The organism is Mucilaginibacter sp. Mucisp73 (genome assembly GCF_059491465.1).
The window spans coordinates 19,787-44,421 of record NZ_CP168507.1 but is presented as its reverse complement, the minus strand read 5'-3'; the positions used below and the strand labels follow the sequence as shown (position 1 = coordinate 44,421).

The following is a 24,635-nucleotide window of genomic DNA, read 5'->3' as shown; positions in this document are numbered from 1 at the left end:
CATATTTTATCGAACTATTTTTTAATTTTAAATTGGCTGGTCGTTTATCATGACCGGTCAATTTTTTTCCTAAACAATCGCAAAATGTCTGAAATAACAAACATCGAACTAAATGCAGAAGAGCCTGAAAACATTGCTCTCGCTCCGCAAACAGCCTATCCTAACGTAACATCTGTTGTAAAGTTATTTTTCGTGTATCTTGTTTTTCTGATCATCGTTGCAATAATCGCCGGCATCATATTTATGAATACTCCACAAGAATTTCCGGCTGTGAAATCGATATTCAAAGTATTGATGAATGCTGCTCCCATACTAATGGCAATACAGTATACTTTAAAAAGGAGTGAAAAACAACAAGGTTATCCATCAACCATAAATTATAATAAAATCAAGGGGTGGCTTATCCCGGTATTGATCATAGCGGCAGCGGCATTCTCAATCGTCTTAGAACGAATTTCAGTCTTGCTACCAATGCCACTGAAAATTCGCGAGATATTTGAGCGGATGTTCACGAGAGATATATTCTCTTTCATGAGTGTTGTTATTATAGCTCCAATCATCGAGGAAATATTGTGCAGGGGCATTATTTTAAAAGGGCTTTTAAAAAATTATTCGCCTAACAAAGCTGTATTCATTTCTGCGATCCTTTTTAGCACACTGCACTTAAATCCCTGGCAGGCCATTCCAGCGTTTTTCGGAGGTTTATTTTTAGGTTGGATTTATAATAAAACGCAATCCGTAATTCCGGGAATGATTTTTCATGCTGCCATAAATACTACAGGATTTGCATTTTTGTTTTTAGGGAATTCCAAACAAGACCTACCTGATATTTTTGGAAAGATGTATTATCCGGTTCTGTTGATGTCCGCATTAGTTTTCACTGTATCGTGCATCTTCATCAACAAAAAAGTGAAGGTTGCCGTAACCAACCAATCTCTAACCACTAACCTCCAATCACTTATTTAGAACATATCCAAATAACATTTGTATAAAGCACTAACAGCTTTCAAATGTTATTTTTTGTAAATTCGCCGCTCTAAGGCCGGATAACGGGCTTAACGTCAATTTCTTTTACTTTTCACCTAAAAATCAAATACAAATGGCTTTTGATTTAGATATGATCAAAAAGGTTTACGACCGCTACAGCACCCGCGTTGAGGCTGCACGTAAAGCGACCGGTAAACCCCTAACTTTAACCGAAAAGATTTTATATGCCCACCTTAGCGAAGGCGATGCTCAAAAAGCATTCGGTCGCGGGGTTGACTATGTTGATTTTGCACCAGACCGTGTAGCCATGCAGGATGCTACTGCGCAAATGGCCCTTTTGCAGTTCATGCAAGCTGGTCGCCCGCAGGTTGCCGTTCCATCTACCGTACATTGCGATCACTTAATTCAGGCAAAAATCGGCGCTGTTGAAGATTTAAGTACTGCTGTTGACGTTAACCGCGAAGTTTATGACTTCCTGGCTTCAGTATCTGATAAATATGGCATTGGTTTCTGGAAAGCCGGTGCAGGTATCATTCACCAGGTAGTGTTGGAAAACTACGCTTTCCCGGGTGGTATGATGATCGGTACTGACTCACATACACCTAATGCAGGTGGTTTGGGTATGATTGCTATTGGTGTTGGTGGCGCTGATGCCTGCGACGTAATGGCCGGCTTACCATGGGAGCTTAAATTCCCTAAACTAATCGGTGTTAAATTAACCGGTAAACTTTCTGGCTGGACTTCAGCTAAAGACGTTATCCTGCGTGTTGCTGGTATCCTTACTGTAAAAGGTGGTACCGGTGCTATTGTTGAATACTTTGGCGAAGGCGCACGTTCAATGTCTGCAACCGGTAAAGGTACTATCTGTAACATGGGTGCAGAGATTGGTGCTACTACTTCTATCTTCGGTTACGACGAAAAAGCTGCTGCTTACCTGAAAGGTACAAAACGTGCCGATATCGCTGAACTTGCTGATGCTATTGCTGAGCACTTAACCGGCGACGAAGAAGTTTACGCTAATCCTGAACAATATTTTGACCAGGTTATTGAGATCAACCTGAGCGAACTTGAACCACACGTAAACGGTCCGTTCACTCCGGATTTGGCATGGCCTATCTCTAAATTTGCTACCGCTGTTAAAGAAAACGGCTGGCCTACCAAATTAGAGGTTGGTTTGATTGGCTCATGTACCAACTCATCTTACGAAGACATCACCCGTTCGGCTTCTATCGCTAAACAGGCTATCGATAAAAAATTAAAAACTCAGGCCGAGTTTACCATCACTCCGGGTTCTGAGCAGGTACGTTACACTGTTGACCGTGACGGTTACCTTGCAACTTTCGCCGAAATGGGCGGTGTGGTATTGGCTAACGCCTGCGGACCATGTATCGGCCAGTGGGCCCGTCATACTGATGATCCTACCCGTAAAAACTCTATCATCACTTCGTTTAACCGTAACTTCGCTAAACGCCAGGATGGTAACCCTAACACCCACGCATTCGTAGCGTCTCCTGAAATTGTTACTGCCTTCGCTATTGCAGGTGATTTAACCTTTAACCCACTTACCGATACGTTAACTAACGAAGCCGGTGAGCAGGTTAAATTTGATGAGCCTCAAGGTATCGAACTGCCTGTAAAAGGGTTCGCTGTTGAAGATGCAGGCTACCAGGCACCAGCCGAGGACGGCAGCAAAGTAGAAGTTATCGTTTCCCCAACTTCATCACGTTTACAATTACTTGAGCCATTTAAAGCATGGGAAGGTACCGACATTACAGGCCTGAAATTGCTGATTAAAGCTAAAGGCAAATGTACTACCGACCACATTTCTATGGCTGGCCCATGGTTGAAATTCCGCGGTCACCTGGATAACATTTCAAACAACATGCTGATCGGTGCTATCAACTACTTTAACCTTACTGCCGATAGCGTTAAAAACGAATTAACCGGCGAATACGGTCCTGTTCCGGCTACTCAGCGTGCTTACAAAGCAGCAGGTATCGGTTCGATTGTAGTAGGCGACGAAAACTATGGCGAAGGCTCATCACGTGAACACGCGGCTATGGAACCACGTCACTTGGGTGTACGTGCCATATTGGTAAAATCATTTGCCCGGATCCACGAAACCAACCTTAAAAAACAAGGTATGCTGGGTATCACCTTCGCTGATCCTAACGATTACGAAAAGATCCAGGAAGATGACACTATCGATATCACCGGCTTAACTACTTTTGCCCCAGGCCAGCAGTTAACCGTGGTATTACACCATAAAGATGGTTCAACCGAATCATTCCCTGTAAACCACACTTACAATGCCCAGCAAATTGAGTGGTTTAAAGCAGGCGGTGCGTTGAATATCATCCGCAAGCAAATGGCATCTTAATTTCGGATATCGGAATTTTGATTTCGGATTTAATATTGAAGGCCTTCCCATTTTGGGGAGGCTTTTTTGTTGGGTAAAAATATAGATAAGCGTCATTGCGAGGTACGAAGCAATCCCCGATTTGCAGAGCGACTATACAAGTGCCTCTGTACGGTTCGCGATTGCTTCGTGCCTCGCAATGACGCGTGATAAAGCTTTGTCCTTTCCCTGGCCGTGTCCCTGCGGCCAACTATATACAAAAAAAAAGCGCCCGTGATAACACGGACGCTGGGGGTAGATGTATTTTTCAATTCTATGAACCATCAACCATGATCCATGAACTAATTTTAGAATTTATACCTCACAAACGCTTCCATGGCTTCGTATTCAGCCAAACCAAGGCGGTCATAACGTTGGGCGGTGTCGCGGGTGCGGTCTTCTGCCCTTACCCAGAACTCCCTTGCATCATCACCAGGGAATACAGGTGTATCTTTTTGCGATTGGTGTTTGAAGATCGCGTTACGCTTGCGGATCACCTCCTGTGGCGACAATGGTACCGCCATCTCTATCTCATAAGTCTCAAACTCATGCCATGCACCGCGGTACATCCACAGCCAGCAATCTTCTACCCAGGCTTCTTTACCTTTTAACCTGTCCAGTGCAGCTAAGATGATCTTGAAACACACCAGGTGGGTACCATTAGGATCTGCAAAATCGCCTGCCGCGAAGATCTGCTGTGGTTTTACTTTTTGAAGCAGGTCGATAGTCAATTGAATATCTTCCTCACCTACCGAATTCTTTTTGGTCTTACCGGTTTCGTAAAACGGCAAGGCCATGAAGTGGATATGATCATCCTGTAAGCCTGCATACCTTGCACCTGAAATCGCTTCCGTTTTCCGGATGAAGCCTTTTACATTCCTGATCTCCTGGGTATCAATTTCGTTTGGTTGTTTGGTTGGGAAGAAGGCACGCATGTCTTCATAGGATTTCTGAAGATGAGTTGTGTCTTCGCCGATGCTTTTTGTAAAGTCGATAGCAAATTCCATGTACCTCAGCACGTCGTCATCCCATACGGCGGTATTGCCTGATGTTTGGTACGCCACGTGTACATCATGCCCCTGGTCTACCAGGCGGATAAATGTACCACCCATCGAAATTACGTCATCATCCGGGTGTGGAGAGAAAATAATACTTCTTTTTTTGGCTGGCAATGCCCTTTCCGGCCTTTGCGAATCGTCGGCATCCGGTTTACCGCCCGGCCAGCCGGTAATGGTATGCTGAATTTGGTTAAAAATATCAATATTGATATTATATACAGGGCCCTGCTCTACTGCAAGTTGCGCCATGCCGTGGTTATTGTAATCTTCTTCAGTTAGTTTCAATACCGGTTTGTTAACCTCATTGGCTAACCAGATCACAGCCTTTTTCTTTAACTGGTTATCCCACACGCAATCTTTTACTAACCATGGAGTATCAAACCTGGTCAATTCTGACGCTGCATCTGCATCCAGTACAAACTCTACATGTTGTGACAATTGCAGGTAGGTTGCAGGTACTTCACCCGAGATCTCCCCTTCTACCGCTTTCTTGATGATCGGCGCTTTCTTCTTGTTCCAGGCCATCAGGATGATTTCCCTGGCTTTGAAAATAGTACCGATACCCATTGTAATGGCTTTAGTGGGCACGTCAGCCTTACCACCGAAATCGCGGGCCGCGTCACGCCTGGTCAGGTCATCTAAAGTAACCATCCTCGTACCTGAATTAGGCGCAGAGCCCGGCTCGTTAAAGCCGATGTGACCTGTACGACCGATGCCCAGGATCTGAAGGTCTAAGCCACCCAATTCTTCTATCTGCTTTTCATAGGCTAAACAGAACGCTACAACTTCGTCTTTATCCAAAGTACCATCAGGGATGTGCACATTGGCTTTATCTATATCAATATGGCTGAACAGGTTTTCGTACATAAAAGTCACATAGCTTTGCGCTGCTGTGGGTTTCATTGGGTAGTACTCATCCAGGTTGAAAGTGATCACATTCTTAAAGCTCAAGCCTGCTTCTTTGTGCTGTCTTACCAGTTCGGCATATACCCCTATCGGGGTTACACCGGTGGCAAGTCCCAATACCGCTTTTTCGCCTTTGGCTTGTTTCGCGCGGATCAGATCTGCTATCCGGTTCGCTACCGCTACCGAGGCTTCCTGCTGGTTGTTGTAAACGCTTACCGGTAACTTCTCGTAACGTGTCTCTTCCAATAAATTTAATCGTGCCATAATTTTCTCAGAACCTATATATTATATGTTAAAGTTTAAAAAGTCGCTATACAAAAAACCCCCGCCAAGGGCGAGGATTTTTATCAAACCAATTAACAAAAATGTTTATCCTCACCGACATGAGGGTAAAGTAAAGTGCGTATAATAATATGCTGTGCATTATCAATACAAACTTACTAAAACAAAATTTGAATTAAAAGAACTTTTTAAATTTTTTTAATAAGTATTTTATCTTGGAAAGGATAGGACGGGGTTCATTTTGGCTAAAATTCACCCATATTAGTGAAGCTTATCCTAAGTAATAGGAAGAATCCTCTTTTCTCTCGCATCGTGACTTACGAAAATCATCATTCCCCTGGCTCAATCAAAATCAGGTGTCATGCTGAGTGATTTAAATCCGGTGGCCTCTGAAGGTAAAATGACATCTGCGTCACGTCATTGCTATAAGGAATGAAGCAACCCCCGACAGGCTGCTAACGGGCTTCATTAGTATTTGACTTACATCGTCGCGCTCCTGGCCGCGCGGGGCCAGTTACTTTTGTCGCCACAAAAGTAACCAAAAAGGCTTGCAGCAGAGAGGCTTCTTTGCGCACAACCGGGGCCCATAGCCCTCGGCGCGGCCTTCACCCTGCAAAACGAACAGAACCACGGGCTGCAATTATTTTGCCCCCATTTGCACGCAATGCCTCCGCTTCTGCAAAAACTTGCTATGCCCCTGCAGTCGCACCGCCCAGCATCGTTCTGCTCGTTTTCACTCGAAGCTGATCTGCTGCGAAAAACCACATTTTTTATCTTGTCATGGGTAGCTCGTCGAAGTATGGCGGGCAAGGCCTCTGCGCACAACCCTTCGACGGGTTCAGGGTGACAGGCCTTCTTTGATTAATTTATTTTTCCGTTAGAGTCATATAATTTAACATGCCACTTAGACCCTCCCCAAAAAGGCAAAAGAGTTCCTGATGGGCAGGAATACTCTTTTTGCTAACCAATTATAAAACATAAATCATGAGATGAGAAGAGATGCAGGGGTGGAATCGAACCATCCGTTTGCTGCCGGCCAGCACCTGCCATTTAGTTTAAAAATGAACCCCATTTGCAAACTAATCTGTTGCAAATATATAAATATTCTATTAAATCTATATATTTAGTAGAATATATTCATAAAACATTCATTTTCTTTATGAAACGAATCCATTAAATAAACAAAACGCATTGATAATCAAGATATTATAATTAATCTTTGAGCATTCTGCTTTCAGGCTTTCGTACCCAAAAGCCTTCATTACAAGATCATTATTAGCGCAGATCAGACTTATTAGAACAGATCTTTTCGAAAGGGACTGGGTATTCTTCGCCTAATGACTTTTCATATTCAGCGCTAAACTCCTCATAAACTTTCCGGGCATGTTCAATGCCTTTAGTACGCCTCAGGGCTTTGAGCTTAAACTTAATACCGATATCATTAAAAGGATCGATATTCAACACGATGCGGGCTATCTCCAGCGTTTTTTTATAATCAAAAGCATCATAAGCCTTTTTTATCACCGGCAAAATAACCGGCATCAGCGCTTCTTCGTACTCCTGCTTAAAATCATCAAGCCAAATTTCAGGAATATGCTGCAATAGCCCGCCACGGGCAACTAAGTCGAGATAATTGAACGCAGAGGGTTCACCAACATTAGTTTGTTTAAGTGCTTCCCTCACCACAAAATAATCGCAATAAAAATCTTCGGTGCTGATAAAGCTATAGGTATCATTTAAAAAGGCAAGTTCCAGGCCATCTATATCCGAAAGTATGTTACGGAGGTGATTGATGGTTACACCGCGAATATTCTTAGTTTTGACCACATCCTTATCAGGCCATAGCGTAGTGGAGATCTTTTTTGATATCACACCGTTCTTTTCGCGACTATTCAACAAAATAAGAATAAACAGCTGCTTGATCTTGGGACTGAACAGGTAAGTAATATCCCGTTTATTTTTATCATAAACAGTAAACTCGCCCAAGAGGTAAACAGCGTTGGCTTTGTTACCCATTTCAGTTTCAATTTTTTGTTCGGCAATACGATCCTCGTTAACAGTAACGGGTTCATCGTTATCCTTTCTCCGCCTTAAGAAAAACATGACAATTCCGCATAACAATACAAATGCAGACGCGCCACCCAATATCCTGTATAAAGTAAAAGATTTGCTTTTGGGCTGGTGGGCAGCCACAAATGCCTCCTGGCTCACGGGCGGTGCGGTAAGTGCAAAGATTTTTATGGTTGATCGCGACGGGGTTTCAAACTCCTGTGTAGTACAATAAAATACATCCTGCTTAGCATCATAAAACAGGTTATGGTCTGTTTCTATCCGTTCGGACACAACCGGGATGGTACCGCTTACTACCTGATATGAACCATCTTTTATTGAAAATTTGTACAGACGTAAACTCGTTTTGGGCCGTTCGTGCGGATAGCATAGTACATAAAGAAACCGCTTATCCTTTGATACAATGAGATTATTGGCTGGTACAAATGCTTCTTCATCCGGCTTGATCTCCCAGAGCTTTTTTATGCTATGCTTGTCCAGGTTAATCCGGTACAGGTCATAATAGTGCATCCCGCCTACTACCTGGTTGCCCGACTGGTTGCCGTAGCCGCCAAAAATGTAAACATCGTTGTTTTGATCAGCCGTACTTGCAGCCGAAAAGAACCGGGGGTTGATCACATCGCCGGTAAAACTTTGTTGCTGCCAGGTATCTGCGGCTTTATCGTATTTAAAAAAGTTATTATAGTATTTAAAAGAGCCGTACCCGCCAAAAAGGTAAAAGTTATTAAAGTATTTATCGTAAAAAATATTATGATGATGCCTTTGCTCCGTTATGGTCGCCTTGCCATAAAAATCCCAGCTAAGGCTGTCCAGGTTAAAAGAAGCGATACTTGGAGAAGGCTGCGGGGCCCTAAGTACTTCATACAAATAGCATTCATTCTCCTTAAGGTTTACAATACTTTTGCCCAGGTGCAAGGGTGGAGATTCTGATGAACGTGACCACTCCAATCCGGCGCAAGCTGACCACCCATTCCGGGCGAAACTGACCACCTGATTCCGGGGCAAATTGACCACCGCAAACACGTAGCAAATGCTGTAAAAGAGACCATCTTTTGAGGGCAAAGACACCTTCCTAAGCATGGCCAACTTAACAATCAGCATGAGTAAGATCAGAAAGATACTAAGGATGTACAGCCAGCAGCGGCCATTAATGACCATCGCTGCCCAGGCCGATGCATCGAGAAACACGGTAAAAAAGTATGTAGCAGCCTTTAAAGCAACCGGCTTTACCTTTGATGAGGTTAACGCGTTGAATGACCAGGAACTGGAAGATTTGTTCGGAAAGTCCAAAGAACACCCGCCTAACGCGCGTATGCAGTCCATGCTACGCTGCTTTCCTCACGTGGATAAAGAGCTGAAAAAGACCGGCATGAACCGGCAAATACTATGGGAGGCTTATTACAAAGAGTTTCCTGATGGCTATCTGTACAGCCAGTTTTGCTTTTATTATAACCAGTGGAAGGCCAGGGTTAACCCGACTATGCACATGGATCATAAGGCTGGGGATAAGCTATACGTCGATTTTGCGGGTGAAAAGATGAGTATCACCGATAAGGATACCGGGGAGATCACACCTGTAGAGGTTTTTGTAGCTATTTTGGGCGCAAGCCAGTTAACCTATGTTGAGGCTGTAATGAGCCAGCAGAAGGAAGACTTTATTGCGGCCTGCGAGAACACCCTGCACTTTATCGGCGGCGTCCCTGCCGCCATTGTACCAGATAACCTGAAGGCCGCCGTAACCAAAAGCAGCCGCTACGAACCCACCCTGAACGAAACATTTGAGGACTTTGCAGATCATTACGGAACGACTGTATTACCAGCTCGGGCATACCGCCCTCGTGATAAAGCATTGGTAGAAGGTGCGGTAAAGATTATTTATACCAAGATATACGCACCATTAAACAAACAGGTGTATCATTCTTTAACGGAGCTTAATGCAGCAATCTGGCAGACCCTTGAAGTTCATAACACCCAGATGCTCAAAGGCCGTAACTACAGCCGCAGGTTACAGTTTGAGGAGATCGAACGCAGTGCGCTTGCTCCATTACCCGCCCTGCGTTACCAGTTCAAGAAGCAATTAAAGGCCAGGGTGATCAAGAACGGCCATGTTAACCTCGGCCCTGACAAGCATTATTACAGTGTGCCTTACCGCTTTATTGGCAAGCGGGTCAAGTTATTATACTCCCGCACGACGGTAGAAGTGTACTATAACTATGAGCGCATCGCCCTGCATAAGCGCAATAAAAACCCCTATGGCTATACTACGGATAAGGAGCACATGGCCAGTACTCACCGCTTTAAAAGCGACTGGACGCCGGATATGTTCCTGGATTGGGCAGCCTCCATCCACGAGGATGTAAGGCTGTATATCCTTCAAATACTGGAGCGCAAGCAGCACCCGGAACAGGCTTATAAGTCTTGCCTGGGGGTGCTTGGCTTTGCAAAAAAAGCCGGGAACGAAAGGCTGACCATTGCCTGCCAGCGAGCATTGAGCTACGGTGTGTATAACTATAAAACGATACAAACCATACTGGAAAACAAGATGGACAACTACGAGGAAAGCTTATTTGCCGATGAGCTGCCGATGCCAGATCATGGCAATATCCGGGGAGAAGACTATTACAAATAACTATTTAAAACAACAATAACATGAACACAAGCACCTTAGACAAACTGCGGAAGATGAAGTTCTTCGGCATGTTCCATGCCTTTAAAAGCAGCATGGAAACCGGTAAAACAAATGATTACACAGCAGACGAACTGCTGGCACACCTGGTAGAAGCCGAGTGGGACGACCGTCAGAACAGGCGTATTGATCGTACCATCCAGTATGCCAAGTTCCGCTATAAAGCTGCTATAGAGGATGTTCATTACCATGCAGATCGGACAATCGACCGTAATCAGATCATGCGTTTGGCAGACTGTACGTTTATTGATCGCTTTGAGAACCTACTGATAACCGGCAGTACCGGTATCGGTAAAAGCTATGTGGCTTCTGCTATCGGCCACCAGGCCTGCATATTGGGCTACCGGGTACTATATACCAGCACGCCCAAGCTATTCGCTAAACTGAAGATGGCAAAGGCGGACGGTTCCTATATCAAGGAGCTGGCTAAGCTGGAAAGAACACAAGTGCTTATACTGGATGACTTTGGGATACAGCCTTTTGATGCACAGAGCAGAGCCGCATTAATGGAGATCATAGAGGACCGGCATGGCAAGACTTCTCTGATCATTACCTCACAGTTGCCGGTCAGTAAATGGTTCGAGGTGATCGGTGAAAAAACGATTGCTGATGCTATACTTGACCGGATCGTTCATGATGCACACCGCATCGAGTTAAAAGGGGAATCTATGAGAAAAAAACGCAGTATCGAACCGGTAAACAGCCTCTAATGAAATTGCCTTTTAAATAACTATTTTTGTACACGCTTTTACAGCGTTTGCTGCAACTCAAAAGTCAGCTAACCCAGTGGTCAATTTGGCCCGGAACAGGGTGGTCAACATCTCCATAACTTACACAAAGAAGTAGAAAAAGAAGCTTACTACGCTGCCGGGACTAAGCCCGTTGGTATTGGCGACGGAAACGAAAAGTTTGAAGGTGCATCATTAAAAGTGCTAAAAAACGGCTTGACAAAAATGAACGAGGCGGCGCGAAAGGCCGGTTATGCTGATATAACAAAGGTTCCTTGCCAACTAATAGTTATCACTGTGAAATACAAAGAAGGCTTTGGCCGTCCGCTTCAGATTGATACGCTTTACGGTTGTGCCTTTACCAAGTTTGAAAAAGGCATGGAGCAAGGCGCTAAGTTTATGGAAGTGGAGCTGCCTTTTATGTTCCTTGACCTGGACGAAAAATAATAACAATCTTTTAAAACTCTTTAAATGCTTTAAAAAGCAAGCTTATAAATGAAAACAAGTAAAGTAAGGCCGGTTGGTTCATCTAATGTAACCCCCGAAGTAATAGCAGCCTGGAAAGCTGAATACCCCAAAGGTATTTGGGAACTTGAAGTAGACGGTAAGAAAGCCTACTTCCGTAAGCCTACCCGCGATGAACTAAAAGCGGCGATGGTGCTAATGGCTAAAAATGACCCTATTGGCATGTGTGAAGATATTATGGCTTCAACATACCTGGGCGGCGACGAAGAAATACTTTCTGAAGATGAATACTTCTTTCCGGCGGCAACCGAATATCAGGCCTTACTTGAAATGAAGCAGGCCGAAATAAAAAAGTTGTAGACGAAGCATCGGGCAAAGAGGAAGATAATTGGCTAAGCTACATTGATACCCTCTTTGCCTACTATTTGCCCGGCGTGGATGTTTCGTCCCTTTCTGATGAACGCTGGGCGGAAATGTACAAGCAGCTTGCGGATATCCGCGAAAAAGAAAATAGTAACAAAGAACCCTAATGGCTAACCTGGTTGATTTTTTAGTACGCATTAAAGACATGGCTACAAATCCCTTGCAGCGAATAGCAAGTGCAGGGGAAAGTAGCTTTAGGCGTTTGGAAAACGGCATAAACCGGGTAACTGGTCGAATGGGCGGGCTTAAAATGTCCATACAGGATATTGACCGCAAATTAGCCGATTTGCAAAGAACGCGTGAAATTAGCCTTGATGGTAGACAGATCAGGCAAATAAACCGTGAAATATCCCAATTGGAAGCCAGGCGCGACCGGCTGACAAACACAAGCCGGGGCGGTAATGGTATGGGCGGATTTTTCCGAAATGCACTTGCTATTGCTGGTATAGGTAGCATCACAGCGTTGGGCGGTACATTTCTTAAAGCCGGTATGGAGCGGCAAATGAACGAAACAACGTTTTCCGTATTGGCCGGGCAAAAAAACGGTGGTAAACTATCCAATGGCTTGTTGAAGTTTGCCAGTGACACCATTTACGGAGATGAAGTTTATGGCGAAGCCAAAACCATGTTGGGGTTCGGTATAGCTGCTAAAAATATCATGCCTGCCATGAACATGATTGGCAACGTAGCTATGGGTAATTCTGAAAAGATGCAAAGCCTTACGCTTGCCTTCAGTCAAACCTATGCAGCCGGTAAATTGATGGGGCAAGATTTATTGCAATACATCAATGCAGGCTTTAACCCATTGCAGGAAATTTCAAAGAAAACCGGCAAATCCATTGGCGAACTTAAAACACAAATGGAGAAGGGTAAAATATCCTTTCAGGATGTTGTGGGGGCGTTTCAGTCGGCTACGGGCGAAGGCGGAAGGTTTCATAATATGATGCAAAAACTTCAGGAAACCCCGGCGGGAAAATGGCAAGCCTTCACAGGTGCATTATCAACCCTTGCCGGTACCATTGGCGTAGCCCTATTGCCTGTATTAGGCTTGTTCACCGATATAATGAACGGGTTGTTAAATAATTCAAGTCTTATGTACGGACTTGCGGCTGCTATAATTGCTTTGGCGGTTGGTTGGGGTATTTATGCAATAGCTACTAATACAGCGGCAATTGCTCAAGCGCTTTTGAATTTTGCTATGTTTTTGCCGGTAGTATTAATAGCGTTAATCATTGGCCTGGTTGTGATGGTTGCAAAACGTTGGGACGGTTGGGGTAAGTCAATTAAAGCTTTGTGGGAAATAATTAAATCGTTCTGCAGTATTGTCGGCGTGACCTTCAAAGAGTTTTTCCAACAACTTGTATTCGGGTTTGAATACGTTTGGCTGAAAGCAAAGAGTACGTTTCAATTTATCGCCGCTTTGATTGGTAATACCATACAGGCGATGAATCTTGCTCTTAATGGTCAATTTGGGGCGGCTAAAAAAGTCCTAACCGCTCATATTACAACTGATGCTGATAAGGAATTAGATAAGCTTAAAGCAGAGCGTAAAAGCCAACAGGCGGAAAATGTTAAATCAGTTGTTGGCAGTGTAAAAAACATTATTCAACAATCGAAAAACGTTGGCCTTACCAGGAGCAAAGATAGTTCAGGTAAAAGCCCTGTTGATGCTTTTACAAATGGCAAATTTGATACAAGCGGTTCGGGCGGTTCACCATCAAGTTCAAGCGGTACAAATTCAGCCATAACCGGCGGCGGCGTTCGCCACATCACAATTAATGTCGCAAAGTTTCAGGATAAGACAGAAATACACACATCAACATTCCGCGAAAGTGTTACCGAAATGGAAGATTATCTAAAAGAAATGTTCCTGCGGATAACAAACAGCGCGGCTTCAACAGTAAGTTAATGGAAATCGGAGCAGCTACAAATATTGCTAAAGGCGCTGGTTACGCAACCGGAAATCAATTGCTTATCAACCTGCCTGATGTGTTTAAAACCATATACGGTTACTTGCCGCAAACGGTGCCGGGCTTGCCGGTTTCTGATGATAGCAACCCCTTTAGTGTGGGTACAACTTCAACCGAGAAAAGAACAACGTTGAAAGGATCGCCGCTTTACGGCTTATCTGATGTTTTAGGCAGGGAAGTATTTTGCCCTGTTACTATCAATGTTGCAGGTAAAGATTATGGTTTCCCTTACGCTGTTTTAGGACTGCGAAGCAGGAAGATTTTAAAAGAAACCCCGATGACAGAGCGCGGCGGTCGGGTTATCGAACAAATTGGCGTTGATGCCTGGGAAATAATTCTTAAGGGCTTTTTTCTACATCCGTTAAATCAATTCCCAGATGAAGAATTGGATATGTTGAACCAAGTCTATAAGTATAACGAACCAGTAAAGCTGAAGTGTGCCTTATCCGATTTGTTTTTAGATACCGACGACCGGGTGGTAATTGCATCGCTTGACATACCGGAAAAAGCAAAAATCATCGGTGTTAAGGATTTCGCATTTACCATGATTCAAAACACAATATTGGACTTAACGAAGGTAGATTGATGTTTAGGTTAACGAGTATAGTGCAAATTGGTTCGTATCAGCTTCGCGGTGGTGTAAACAATGTTGCCATTAAGCGAAGTGTAAAGGACATGATAGATACCGCTATCATTAAAATACCCGGTATTGGCCGCGTAACTGGTAAGGATACTTTGCCAGCTTCGAGTATCGAAACTTCAAAGCTTTTCCAGGAAGGCGACAAGGTAAGTATACTGTTAGGATATAACAATGATAATAGGAACGAGTTTCAAGGCTTCGTAAGGCGTGTAACACCTTCAATTCCGGTAACAATAGAATGTGAAGGATACGCCTGGCAGCTACGTCGTAAGCGGGTTTTAAAAAGTTGGAAATCGGTAACATTAAAAGAGTTTTTAAAGGAACTTGTAAGTGATACAGATATCAAGCTAAGCCCCTTCATTCCTGATATGTCTTTAACCAATTTAACTGTCAATCATGCTAATGCTTTAAAGACACTGGAATACATAAAAGACAAATTGCATTTAGCAGTATACTTTCAGTTTGATACCCTGTATGTGGGTTTAGAAGAAGGGGTACCAGGAAGCCGGGTAAAGTATCGGTTGGGCTATAACACTATCCGCGACGACCAATTAAAATATCGGCTGGCTTCAGATACAAAAGTATTGGTACGCCTGGTTACCGGCAAAGGCAAAAAAGCTAAGCGCGCACTTATTGAGGTTGGCGACAAGGATGGAAGCTTAATAGAAAAAACTATAACCAATGTAACAAGCGACGCGGATTTAAAGCGCATCGCAAACGATTTGCTTACGCAAGCTAAATACACTGGTTATGAAGGTTCGATAACCGGCTTCTTGCAACCTTATTGCCAACCATGCGATACAGCGGGAATTATTGACAGGATGTATAACGAACGAGGCGGAAACTACTTTGCGGAAGGCGTGGAAGTTGATTTTGGAACGAACGGGGCGCAAAGAAAAGTACATATCGGGAGATCATTAAGCGGCGCGGCAAATGGATAAGAGAGAAGAACAAATAAGGGCAAACCTAAAGCGAATTGCTGGTGAACATGCCCCGGATTTTCTATTTGACGGTACGGTTGTTTCAATTGATGCAGAAAACTACTTGGTTGACGTAGAGTTGGACACCGGCGGCGTGCTATATGAATGCCGATTGCGGACATTGGCAACCGGCAATAAAAGCATCGATGTATTGCCCAAAGAAGGTTCGGCGGTTGTGATTGCAAAAGTGACTGAAGGTGATTACCTGGTATTATGTGCTGATGAAATAACCAATTATCAGATTACAATCGGCACCGCAATTTTTAATATAACTGAAGAAGGCACGTTGATTAAAAAGGGTGATGAAACCCTGAAAGCGGTTTTAAATGAAATGGTAGATCAAATGCTCAAAATATACGCGCCTAAAGATGTTGCCGGAATAACAGCGATTAAGGAACGACTTAACAACCTTTTAAAATGAGTTTAAACAAAGAGCAATTGGAAGAAGATTTATCCGGCCTGTTTGATGATACGTTGGCAGATCAGGGAAGTGAGGCTGATTCTAAGGAGTTATTTGTAAAGAGATTGGCGGGTATTATTGACGGTTACGTTAAGTCGGCAAAGGTGGTTTATTCAGGCGGATTGATTGCACCAAGCGGCGGCGGAGCGGTAACAGGCACCATAAATCATACTATAGAATGAAAGATTACATGTTGGACGATACTAACGATTTGCGCATTGAAAACGGCGATTTCGTTTTGGGAGATAGCGATTTACAGCACCAAAAACTTTTATTGTTTGCTGAAAAAGGCGCTTACAAGCAGTACCCAACTACCGGAGTTGGCATCATGTCATTTTTAAACGATGACAGCGAAGCCGATATGTTGCGTGAAATCCGCCTGCAATTTGCACAGGACGGAATGCAGGTTGATCGATTGGCATATAAAGACGGAAACCTTCAAGTAATTGCAAATTATGGCAACTGATTTAAACACAAAACCTGTAGAGGTTTTAGAAGGCCAAACGTTAGCCGATTTGGCAATTCAAAATTTCGGCAGTATTGAAGCTTGGTTTTCATTTGCCGAATTAAATGGCAAAGCTATAACAGATGATTTGTATAGCGGTCAGGTTTTGCAATACAGTACAACGCCTAACAACAAACAGGTTTTGCAAACCTATACCGACAACGGATATAAACCGGCTTCAGCTACTACGGTGCCAGGCCAGGAGCAACCCGACCAGTTAACGGGAATTGATTATTGGATTATTGGAAACGATTTTATTGTAAGTTAAATGGCAAGGACAATAGATTACTGGTATCAGCAAATTATAACGCAAAAGAATAACACGCCGGAATTATCCGGGCTAACAAGTACAAGCAAAACGGCAAACTTTAGCCTTTGGGCATTTATTGTTGCTGTAGCCATTGCGGCGCTTGATAACTTATTTGACTTGCATAAAAGCAATGTTGATGACGAATTAGCTACCTTAAAACCGCACGGGTTAAAATGGTATAGGGATTTGGCTTTGCGCTTTCAATATGGGCAAGAACTAATTGCGGATTCCGACCAATACGCCAACACTGGTTTAACAACTGAACAAATTGCAGCCCAAAAAATAATCACCCAGGCAGCGGTAACAGAGATTGACGGGAAATTGAGGCTTAAGGTCGTGAAGCTTGTAAATGATGATTATGCGCAATTAAGCACCGACGAAATGACGGCATTGTTGGCGTACGTTGCTTCAACAAAAGATGCAGGCGTAAAAGTCACAACTGATAGCTTACCACCGGATAGCCTAAAGCTTTCTATTGATGTTTTTTATAACCCACTTGTGTTAAAAGGAGATGGGAGCCGAATTGATGGTGAGGTTCAAACGCCGGTACCTGATGCTATTGCTACTTATTTAAAAAACCTTCTGTTTAATGGTGAATATTCAAATATGAGGTTGGTAGATCAATTACAGCAGGTTGACGGGGTAGCATTGGCAACCATCAAATTATCACAGGCGAAATACGGTTTGTTCCCTTTCTCTAACATCGACGAAGTGTATATACCGGATGCCGGTTATTTAAGGATTGCAACCGGCGATTTAACCATTAACTACAGGCAGTATGTTCAATATTGATTTTAGCAAACTCATAGCTATTTGCCTTCCTGCATTTTTAAGGAAGCCAATATTCTTCGCCTGGTTAAAAACGTTGTGCTTGCCGGTCATTCAGATTTATAATGAGTTCTTAAAAAAGCGGGATGCCGATTTATATACAATAAGGCATGATAGCCGGGTGTTCAGCATCGAAGCCGTTTTAAATGATCGCTTTGATACCGATGAAAGGCGGATTTATATAACCGACGGATTCACTAAAGACAGGATTTACATATACACACCAACCGAAGTTAAGCCGCTTTACCTGGGCGTAACTTATTTGTATAACCCCGAAGATTATACAGATACCGGTGTAGACTTCATTGTTTGGGTGCCGAATCCAATAATCCTAAGTGACCAGGATTTAATAGAGTTAAACGCACAGGTAAAGAAATACAAGCTTGGCGGAAAAAGATTTAAAGTTTACAGAATAGCGATATGAATAAAATAGATTTTACCCAAACGGGCGGATTTCCGTTTGACGAAAGTACGTTACGCTTTTTACAAGACAGTATTTTCATGTCGGCAAATACAGCGCGACTTGCCGGGCGGCTCGCTATCCTTTCAGGTTGCGTAGTTGACGGATTAAATGCCGGTGACGGCGTGGTTATAATAGATGGTGAAATATTGCCATTTGTTGGAGGTGCTATTGAAGAAAAGGTAATCATCGTTGAAAACATTTCAACGCTTCCGTTTCAAAATGGGGATAACAAAGGCGTGGTTTTTACAAGGTATGCGAAGTTTGGGGACGATGGTGTAACTAATAATTCATGGTCTGCCTTTAAACGTAATACAACGGAAGGCATATTGGCAAGGTTGGAACGTCTTGAATGGCTTACCGCGCCTGATTTGATAGACGGCGGTAGTATGAGGCTTTGGCGCAAACCTTCATCTGTTGCATTGCCCGCCGGTTGGCGTGAAGTGGTAGATTGGCAAGATCGGGTACTTAGAGGCCGAAAGCCAGGTATTACAGGATTTGAAGTAGGTGACATTGGTGGGCAAGATGATTTTACCTTAGACATGGGGTATATTCCCGAACACTCCCACGGTTATAAAAGGGTACGTACAGATAATATTGGTGAAATATACGAGCCAAACACCCTTAAAAGCGATGACGAACGTGGATTGCATACCGGTGATAGCGTTCAAACGGATAAAGCAGGGTCGGCTACACCAAAGCCGGTGCCGACATTGCCGAAATATCGAATAGTTATGTTTATCGAACCAATTCCGAACTATATACCTAACGCAGCATGACAGTAAGGAGCATTTTAAAACAATGGTTCAGCACGGCTAAAAAGCCGACCGCTGGACAATTTGCCGAATGGATTGATAGCTTTTGGCATAAATCTGAAGATTCCATCCCCGTAAGTGCAATTGACAATTTATCAAATACATTGGCGGGTAAAGCATCGACGGCGCAAGTAACTTCGGAAGCCAGTATTAGGACTTTAGTAGACCAAAATTTACAAAATCAAATAAACGCTTTGGCCGGTAGTTTCGATATGCGTGCATTTATATCGCTTGCGCCTGTTTGCGAAAATGAAGCCGATGCACAGGCCGCAGAGCTTACCGCTTACACTTTGTACAAAACATCAACCGGCGAATTAAGATATAAGCTTCCGGTAGATGATGAAACATTTACCTACACATTACCCCTTATTTTAAGCTAACTATTATCATGAATACAACAATCCCAACCAAAAACACAGGAGATCATTTAGAAGCCGCCGAGGTGAACGATATGGCATCGGCTATCAATAGCAAACAAGATGCACTTGGTTTTACGCCCGAAAATTCGGCAAACAAAAATGTCGTAAATGGTTATGCAGGCTTAGATTCTACCGGCAAGGTTGCGGCGGCTCAATTGCCGTCGTATGTTGATGACGTTTTAGAGTTCGCTAATTTCGCATCCCTTCCTGGTTCTGGTGAAACTGGAAAAATTTATATCACAACTGATACCAACAGTGAATACCGTTGGAGCGGTTCGGCCTATATTCAAATTGTCGCTTCACCTGGAACTACTGATGCCGTACCGGAGGGAACGACCAATAAATACTTTACAGCATCGAGGGTATTAACTTCAGTGTTAACAGGAATCGGCTTTGGTACATCTACAGCCGTTTCTGCAACCGATACTATACTACAAGCATTCGGAAAGCTACAGGCGCAAATAACCGGATTATTCAAGATACCAACCGGCGGTACAACCGGCCAAATATTGGCTAAAAACAGTAACACCGATGGTGATTTGAAATGGATTAACGCACCTTCAGGCGGTGGCGGTGGTTCGTCTGAACCATCGGGGCAAATCAAATCTTTCAGAGTTGATTACGGCGCGGTTGGTGATGGTGTTACAGATGATACAGCGGCTATAAACGCTGCATTAGCCGCCGAAAAGGTTATAGAAGATAGTGGCGACTTTTTTGTGTCGTCAATACCAGTTAATAAATACGGTACTAAAGTTCAGGGCAATTTGCGCATTTTAAGAAATAGTCCCAATGGCAACGCTATAAAACAGCAGCTAAACAGCTACGCGGATGATCATCAACACATATTCGGAACTGAATATTTGAGTTCGTTCCACAAAAAATTATACGCTAATCAAACAGCGTCGTCACCAACAGCGTTAAAGATCATATTTTCAGGAGATAGTACAACGGCGGGTGGTGATGAAGGTAGTGATACCGCAATCGACCAGGTGTGTATCAGGTTAGCGGCTCGGGATTATATACCCAATCTAACATTTGTGAATCATGGTTATGGAGGGCAAAGCACAGTTAGTTGGCTTTCTACTTACTTGGCGGACGATTTGGCGCAAAATCCTCATGTTTATGTTTTGAGGTGGGGTATTAATGATACTAACGGTTCTACACCGCAACAACTTCTTGATAGGATGGATACCGGATTAAGTACTATTCGTGGAAATTCAAATTTTACAAAGGATAAACTGGCTATCATCCTTTGTTCTATGAATACTACTACAGATGATAATCAGAACCATCAAGGGGAAATTTTTAACGAGGAATACAATAAGGGTTTACGCGTACTTGCGCGAAAATATTGCTGCTGCTATATGGATATATATGCTCTATGGCAAGATGCCAGAAACGGGCAAGATTATTTCAACCCTTACGATGTAGGTAGACCAAACGAATTAATTCATCCTGGAAAGTCGCTAAAGGTACTTATTGCCTGTAAAACATACGAAGTGCTGTTCCCGCTTTATTATCGCCGGAACGATATCGTAGACAAAAGCCAATCGGGTAGGTTATCAACTGCTTTGCCTGGTGCTTACGCTTTAGGTTTGACTTATGAGTATGTCCTTTCAGCCGACGGATGGCCAATAAACGGTTTTCTAACAACTCATAGTATGTCTACAGCTATGTATAGGCAGGAATTAACAGCCTTTTCAAGTGGAGAGACGAAGTTGTATATAAGGATTGGTTGGGGCGTATCAGGTTGGCAGCCATGGTATACGTTAGAGCCGCTAAAAACACAAGTCGCATTTATGGGTGGCGGTGGTGGTTTTGGTTCTATACCATTTACCCAAGCCTACACTGTTTGGCCGGAGGGCATGAGTCTCGATTATGTCAATTTAGGTGACGGTTGGCCGGTAAATGGTTGCTTAGTAACCAATAAAAACAATGGCGTATTTCAGCAAACTTTGACCAGTACCAGCGCTCCCGTAAGGCAGTTTACACGCTGTTCTTATGCAGGTGCCGGAACATTTAAGGAAGTTACATTGACTTAATAAATTATATCTTCGTTGTAATATTATGGCATCGATGTTTAATGATAAATTCAAAAAGAGCCTTTTAATAGGCTCTTTATTACTTAATATCTTATTTGTATTAGTTTTTATAGGTAAGCGGTTTTATTATAGCCACTATCAATTGTTTCATCACGTTATAACCATGGATGAACGTTGGGCAAATTACTTGAAGTCAAATCCGGCCGGGGAAGTTGTTTTTTTAGGTACAAGTATTACCGAGGGGTTCGACGTTAAACAGGAGTTTGATAGCCCGAAAGTTAAAAACATGGGTTTTGCAGGTAGTATTTCCGAAAACGGTATACAGGTAATTAACAGGCTAATTTATCGTAAGCCTGCAAAAGTATTTATAGAGTTTGGTGTAAATGATTTCAAGTATGGTATAAGTGAGGATACAGTTAAGTCTCACCTTATTCGGATGATTGACATAATAAAACAACAATCACCTAAAACGGTAATCTTTGTGCAATCTGTATTCCCTACTGATAGGGATTCGCTAAATAATAAAATCCTTTCTTACAACAAGCAAGCCAACGAGATATGCAAGCAAAAAGACGTGACATTTCTTAATTTATATCCTTCTTTTCTACGTGGTAATAAGATTGATAAAGATTTAACTTTTGATGGTACACATTTTACCGAAGCCGGTTATTTTTATTGGCGTAAGCTTATAAGTGAAGTAGTAAATTAGTTAGTGCTGTTATTTTTAAAGCGCCTTTAAATTAAGTTTAAAGGCGCTTTTTTTATTATAAACTCCCGGCGCAAGGCCTTAGCAAATTAGGTTGATTTTTTTTTGAGCGCTCACAAAGCTTAAAAAGTGGTTCAAATACCAAAAAATCAAAGTGCAGCCTGTAAAATATTGTGTTTTTTATGTGCGAAATGAGGCAGTTAGGAGCGGTTGGTTTAACCCTTTTTTAAGTCGTTCGGTTTGCCGAAAAACGGGACAAATCGTTTTCGGTTTTTGGGTCGTATGGTTTTGGCGATTTTACTTGTTTGTACAGGCCCAGCAGTCATTTGTGCAGGCTAAATACAATGCCCTGCTCACATTAAAGATCTATGATTTTTACAGGGGAGTACCTATTAAATTATAATACCGGTTATCATGAAAAGCAGTTATAAAAAGATACTCATTATTGCAGGCATAGTGGTGGCGCTGGTGCTGATCTGGTTCCTGTTTATCAGGAAAAAGGAAGAACCTGTTGTGCTGCAAACCCAAAAGCCGGCTTTGGGCTATATAGCCCAAAGCGTAACAGCCACAGGCCGTATTGAGCCGGTTGATACCGTAACGGTAGGTACCCAGGTATCGGGCATAATTAAATATGTGTATGCCGATTTTAATTCGAAAGTTAAAAAAGGACAGCTCATTGCCGAACTGGACAAGTCGCTTTTACAGGCCACGGTTGATCAGGCTAAGGGAACGCTGCTTAACGCGCAAAGCCAGCTTGTATTTGCGCAAAATAACTTCGGCAGGCAAAACCTGTTGTTCAAAACCGATGCTATCAGTAAGGCCGATTATGACACCGCTCTCAACACCCTCAACGCCGCAAAAGCTTCGGTTAAAAGTGCTGAAGCACAAGTCCGTTCGGCCGAAAAGAACTTATCATATGCGGATATCTACTCGCCTATTGATGGCGTGGTGCTTAACCGCAATGTGAGCGTAGGCCAAACAGTCGCGGCAAGTTTCAGCACCCCAACGCTGTTTGTACTTGCAAAGGATATTACCAAAATGGAGGTTGAAGCCAATGTGGATGAAGCCGATATAGGCGACGTAAAAGCGGGCAACAGGGCTTCATTTACGGTTGATGCTTTTATTAACGATCAGTTTGCCGGTACGGTTGAAGATATCAGGCTGCACCCTTCGGTATCATCAAACGTGGTTACTTATACCACTATTATCAACGCACCTAACGATGATATGAAACTGAAGCCTGGCATGACCGCCAGTATCATCATTTATACCAAAGAAGTGAACAACGCCCTGCTGATCCCGGCCAAAGCATTAAGCTTTATACCCGATTCGACATTGATGAAGGATTATGAAATAGTAGGTAAAATAGGGCACAAGGGCAATAAGAAAAGAAGTGGCAGACAAGGCGAAAATAGTACCGCGGGGAGCACCGGTAACGGCGGAGCCAATGATAACGCAGCAGCCATACACACTGCAAAAAGCCGCAAAGATAGCAGCGGCGTAAATAAACAAACAGCTATTGTATGGGTATTAAAGGGTAAAAAAATAGTCCGCAAAAAAATCCAGACAGGCTTGAATGACAATACCCAGGTTGAGGTATTGTCAGGCTTAACTGCCGATGATGCAGTGATCACCGGTATTACCGGTGGCTCTTCAAGCTCATCAACAGCTGCTGCTAAACCAGCCGGTAGTCCGTTTATGCCGCAAAGGCCACGTGGCGGAGGGGGAGGACGCCGGTAATGAGCAAGAAGATTTTAGATATACGTGAACTGAAGCGCGAATTTCAGATGGGCAGCGAAACGGTACGCGCGCTTAAAGGGATTTCTTTTGATGTAGAAGCAGGCGAATTTGTAACCATTATGGGAAGCAGCGGCAGCGGTAAAACCACCCTGCTTAATATTTTAGGCTGTTTGGACAAGCCTTCTATAGGTGATTATTTTTTAGATGGCGTAGACGTAAAAAAGTTATCGCGCGATGAATTGGCCCAACTGCGCAACCGCAAAATAGGTTTCGTTTTCCAGGCCTACAATCTGTTACCCCGCACATCGGCATTGGAAAATGTGGAGTTGCCACTTTTGTACAACAGGGAGATCAGCGTAAGCGAGCGACGCGACAGGGCTATTCATGCATTAGAAGCGGTAAAACTGGCCGAACGTTTGGATCATACACCAAGCCAGCTTTCGGGCGGGCAGCAGCAGCGTGTAGCCATAGCCCGTGCCCTGGTGAATGAACCCGTAATGATCCTGGCCGATGAAGCAACGGGTAACCTGGACAGCCGCACATCCTACGAAATCATGTCATTAATGCAGGAGCTCAACTCGCAGCAGGGCAAAACCATTGTATTTGTAACACATGAGCCTGATATCGCCTCATTCAGCAGCCGTACCATTCAACTCCGCGATGGCAGGATCCAGAAGGATACCCCGAATACCAATCAACGCTCGGCAAAAGAAGTGCTGGCAGGCCTGCCCATTACCGATGATTATTAAAGTTAAGC

At 43.4% G+C, this 24,635-nt stretch carries 23 protein-coding genes; 21 read left to right on the top strand and 2 right to left on the bottom strand.

The genetic code is table 11. The annotated features are described in order from the left end of the window. Window positions 1–84: 84 nt before the first annotated feature. Window positions 85–966 (top strand): CPBP family intramembrane glutamic endopeptidase, encoded by an 882-nt coding sequence (locus tag ACEN82_RS00200; protein WP_413321894.1) that lies wholly within the window; start codon window positions 85–87, stop codon window positions 964–966. Window positions 967–1,099: 133 nt separating this feature from the next. Beyond that, window positions 1,100–3,367 carry an aconitate hydratase gene (locus ACEN82_RS00195; protein ID WP_413321893.1) on the top strand — a complete coding sequence of 756 codons (2,268 nt, stop codon included), beginning with the start codon at window positions 1,100–1,102 and terminating at the stop codon, window positions 3,365–3,367. A gap of 326 nt (window positions 3,368–3,693) precedes the next feature. Here ACEN82_RS00195 and nagB read toward each other — a convergent pair whose 3' ends face one another. Then, the gene (gene nagB / locus ACEN82_RS00190) at window positions 3,694–5,613 is read right to left on the bottom strand and encodes a glucosamine-6-phosphate deaminase (RefSeq protein WP_413321892.1); all 1,920 of its coding nucleotides are present in this window, start codon (window positions 5,611–5,613) and stop codon (window positions 3,694–3,696) included. 1,293 nt (window positions 5,614–6,906) lie between these two features. After that, window positions 6,907–8,802: a Kelch repeat-containing protein gene (locus ACEN82_RS00185; RefSeq protein WP_495644055.1), complete on the bottom strand. Its 1,896-nt coding sequence runs from the start codon at window positions 8,800–8,802 to the stop codon at window positions 6,907–6,909. On the opposite strand from ACEN82_RS00185, the gene istA reads away from it, so the two are divergent. The 19 genes from istA (at window position 8,801) to ACEN82_RS00090 (ending at window position 24,627) form a co-directional block, all read left to right on the top strand. Beyond that, window positions 8,801–10,330 carry an IS21 family transposase gene (gene istA / locus ACEN82_RS00180; protein ID WP_495644054.1) on the top strand — a complete coding sequence of 510 codons (1,530 nt, stop codon included), beginning with the start codon at window positions 8,801–8,803 and terminating at the stop codon, window positions 10,328–10,330. The genes ACEN82_RS00185 and istA overlap by 2 nt on opposite strands. A gap of 20 nt (window positions 10,331–10,350) precedes the next feature. Beyond that, window positions 10,351–11,097, top strand: a complete 747-nt coding sequence (istB, locus tag ACEN82_RS00175; RefSeq protein ID WP_495644019.1) for an IS21-like element helper ATPase IstB — start codon at window positions 10,351–10,353, stop codon at window positions 11,095–11,097. A gap of 315 nt (window positions 11,098–11,412) precedes the next feature. After that, the gene (locus ACEN82_RS00170) at window positions 11,413–11,562 is read left to right on the top strand and encodes a hypothetical protein (protein ID WP_413322719.1); all 150 of its coding nucleotides are present in this window, start codon (window positions 11,413–11,415) and stop codon (window positions 11,560–11,562) included. Window positions 11,563–11,610: 48 nt separating this feature from the next. Then, on the top strand, window positions 11,611–11,940 hold the full coding sequence (locus ACEN82_RS00165) for a hypothetical protein (protein ID WP_413322718.1): 330 nt from the start codon (window positions 11,611–11,613) through the stop codon (window positions 11,938–11,940). A gap of 169 nt (window positions 11,941–12,109) precedes the next feature. After that, window positions 12,110–13,912, top strand: coding sequence for a tape measure protein (locus tag ACEN82_RS00160; RefSeq protein WP_413322717.1), 1,803 nt, complete (start codon window positions 12,110–12,112; stop codon window positions 13,910–13,912). Then, window positions 13,912–14,559, top strand: a complete 648-nt coding sequence (locus ACEN82_RS00155) for a DUF6046 domain-containing protein (protein WP_413322716.1) — start codon at window positions 13,912–13,914, stop codon at window positions 14,557–14,559. Before ACEN82_RS00160 ends, ACEN82_RS00155 begins: the two co-directional genes overlap by 1 nt. Further along, on the top strand, window positions 14,559–15,554 hold the full coding sequence (locus ACEN82_RS00150) for a hypothetical protein (RefSeq protein WP_413322715.1): 996 nt from the start codon (window positions 14,559–14,561) through the stop codon (window positions 15,552–15,554). Before ACEN82_RS00155 ends, ACEN82_RS00150 begins: the two co-directional genes overlap by 1 nt. Next, entirely contained in the window at window positions 15,547–16,014 is a 468-nt protein-coding gene (locus ACEN82_RS00145; RefSeq protein WP_413322714.1) for a hypothetical protein, read from the top strand. The genes ACEN82_RS00150 and ACEN82_RS00145 overlap by 8 nt, the downstream gene beginning before the upstream one ends. Beyond that, window positions 16,011–16,235, top strand: a complete 225-nt coding sequence (locus ACEN82_RS00140) for a hypothetical protein (RefSeq protein ID WP_413322713.1) — start codon at window positions 16,011–16,013, stop codon at window positions 16,233–16,235. Before ACEN82_RS00145 ends, ACEN82_RS00140 begins: the two co-directional genes overlap by 4 nt. Continuing rightward, complete coding sequence (locus tag ACEN82_RS00135; protein WP_413322712.1) at window positions 16,232–16,519, top strand: hypothetical protein; 288 nt, start codon at window positions 16,232–16,234, stop codon at window positions 16,517–16,519. The genes ACEN82_RS00140 and ACEN82_RS00135 overlap by 4 nt, the downstream gene beginning before the upstream one ends. Next, window positions 16,509–16,826 (top strand): hypothetical protein, encoded by a 318-nt coding sequence (locus ACEN82_RS00130; protein ID WP_413322711.1) that lies wholly within the window; start codon window positions 16,509–16,511, stop codon window positions 16,824–16,826. Before ACEN82_RS00135 ends, ACEN82_RS00130 begins: the two co-directional genes overlap by 11 nt. Then, a complete protein-coding gene (locus ACEN82_RS00125; protein WP_413322710.1) occupies window positions 16,827–17,660 on the top strand; it encodes a hypothetical protein in 834 nt (277 codons plus the stop codon). After that, the gene (locus ACEN82_RS00120; RefSeq protein ID WP_413322709.1) at window positions 17,647–18,120 is read left to right on the top strand and encodes a hypothetical protein; all 474 of its coding nucleotides are present in this window, start codon (window positions 17,647–17,649) and stop codon (window positions 18,118–18,120) included. Before ACEN82_RS00125 ends, ACEN82_RS00120 begins: the two co-directional genes overlap by 14 nt. Beyond that, window positions 18,117–18,935: a hypothetical protein gene (locus ACEN82_RS00115; RefSeq protein WP_413322708.1), complete on the top strand. Its 819-nt coding sequence runs from the start codon at window positions 18,117–18,119 to the stop codon at window positions 18,933–18,935. The genes ACEN82_RS00120 and ACEN82_RS00115 overlap by 4 nt, the downstream gene beginning before the upstream one ends. After that, the gene (locus tag ACEN82_RS00110) at window positions 18,932–19,351 is read left to right on the top strand and encodes a hypothetical protein (RefSeq protein ID WP_413322707.1); all 420 of its coding nucleotides are present in this window, start codon (window positions 18,932–18,934) and stop codon (window positions 19,349–19,351) included. Before ACEN82_RS00115 ends, ACEN82_RS00110 begins: the two co-directional genes overlap by 4 nt. Window positions 19,352–19,359: 8 nt before the next feature. Further along, window positions 19,360–21,432, top strand: coding sequence for an SGNH/GDSL hydrolase family protein (locus ACEN82_RS00105; RefSeq protein ID WP_413322706.1), 2,073 nt, complete (start codon window positions 19,360–19,362; stop codon window positions 21,430–21,432). A 34-nt stretch (window positions 21,433–21,466) separates the two neighbouring features. Beyond that, window positions 21,467–22,141, top strand: a complete 675-nt coding sequence (locus ACEN82_RS00100) for an SGNH/GDSL hydrolase family protein (RefSeq protein WP_413322705.1) — start codon at window positions 21,467–21,469, stop codon at window positions 22,139–22,141. 411 nt (window positions 22,142–22,552) lie between these two features. Beyond that, window positions 22,553–23,878, top strand: coding sequence for an efflux RND transporter periplasmic adaptor subunit (locus tag ACEN82_RS00095; protein ID WP_413322704.1), 1,326 nt, complete (start codon window positions 22,553–22,555; stop codon window positions 23,876–23,878). Further along, window positions 23,878–24,627, top strand: coding sequence for an ABC transporter ATP-binding protein (locus ACEN82_RS00090; protein WP_413322703.1), 750 nt, complete (start codon window positions 23,878–23,880; stop codon window positions 24,625–24,627). The genes ACEN82_RS00095 and ACEN82_RS00090 overlap by 1 nt, the downstream gene beginning before the upstream one ends. The last annotated feature ends 8 nt before the right edge of the window (window positions 24,628–24,635 follow it).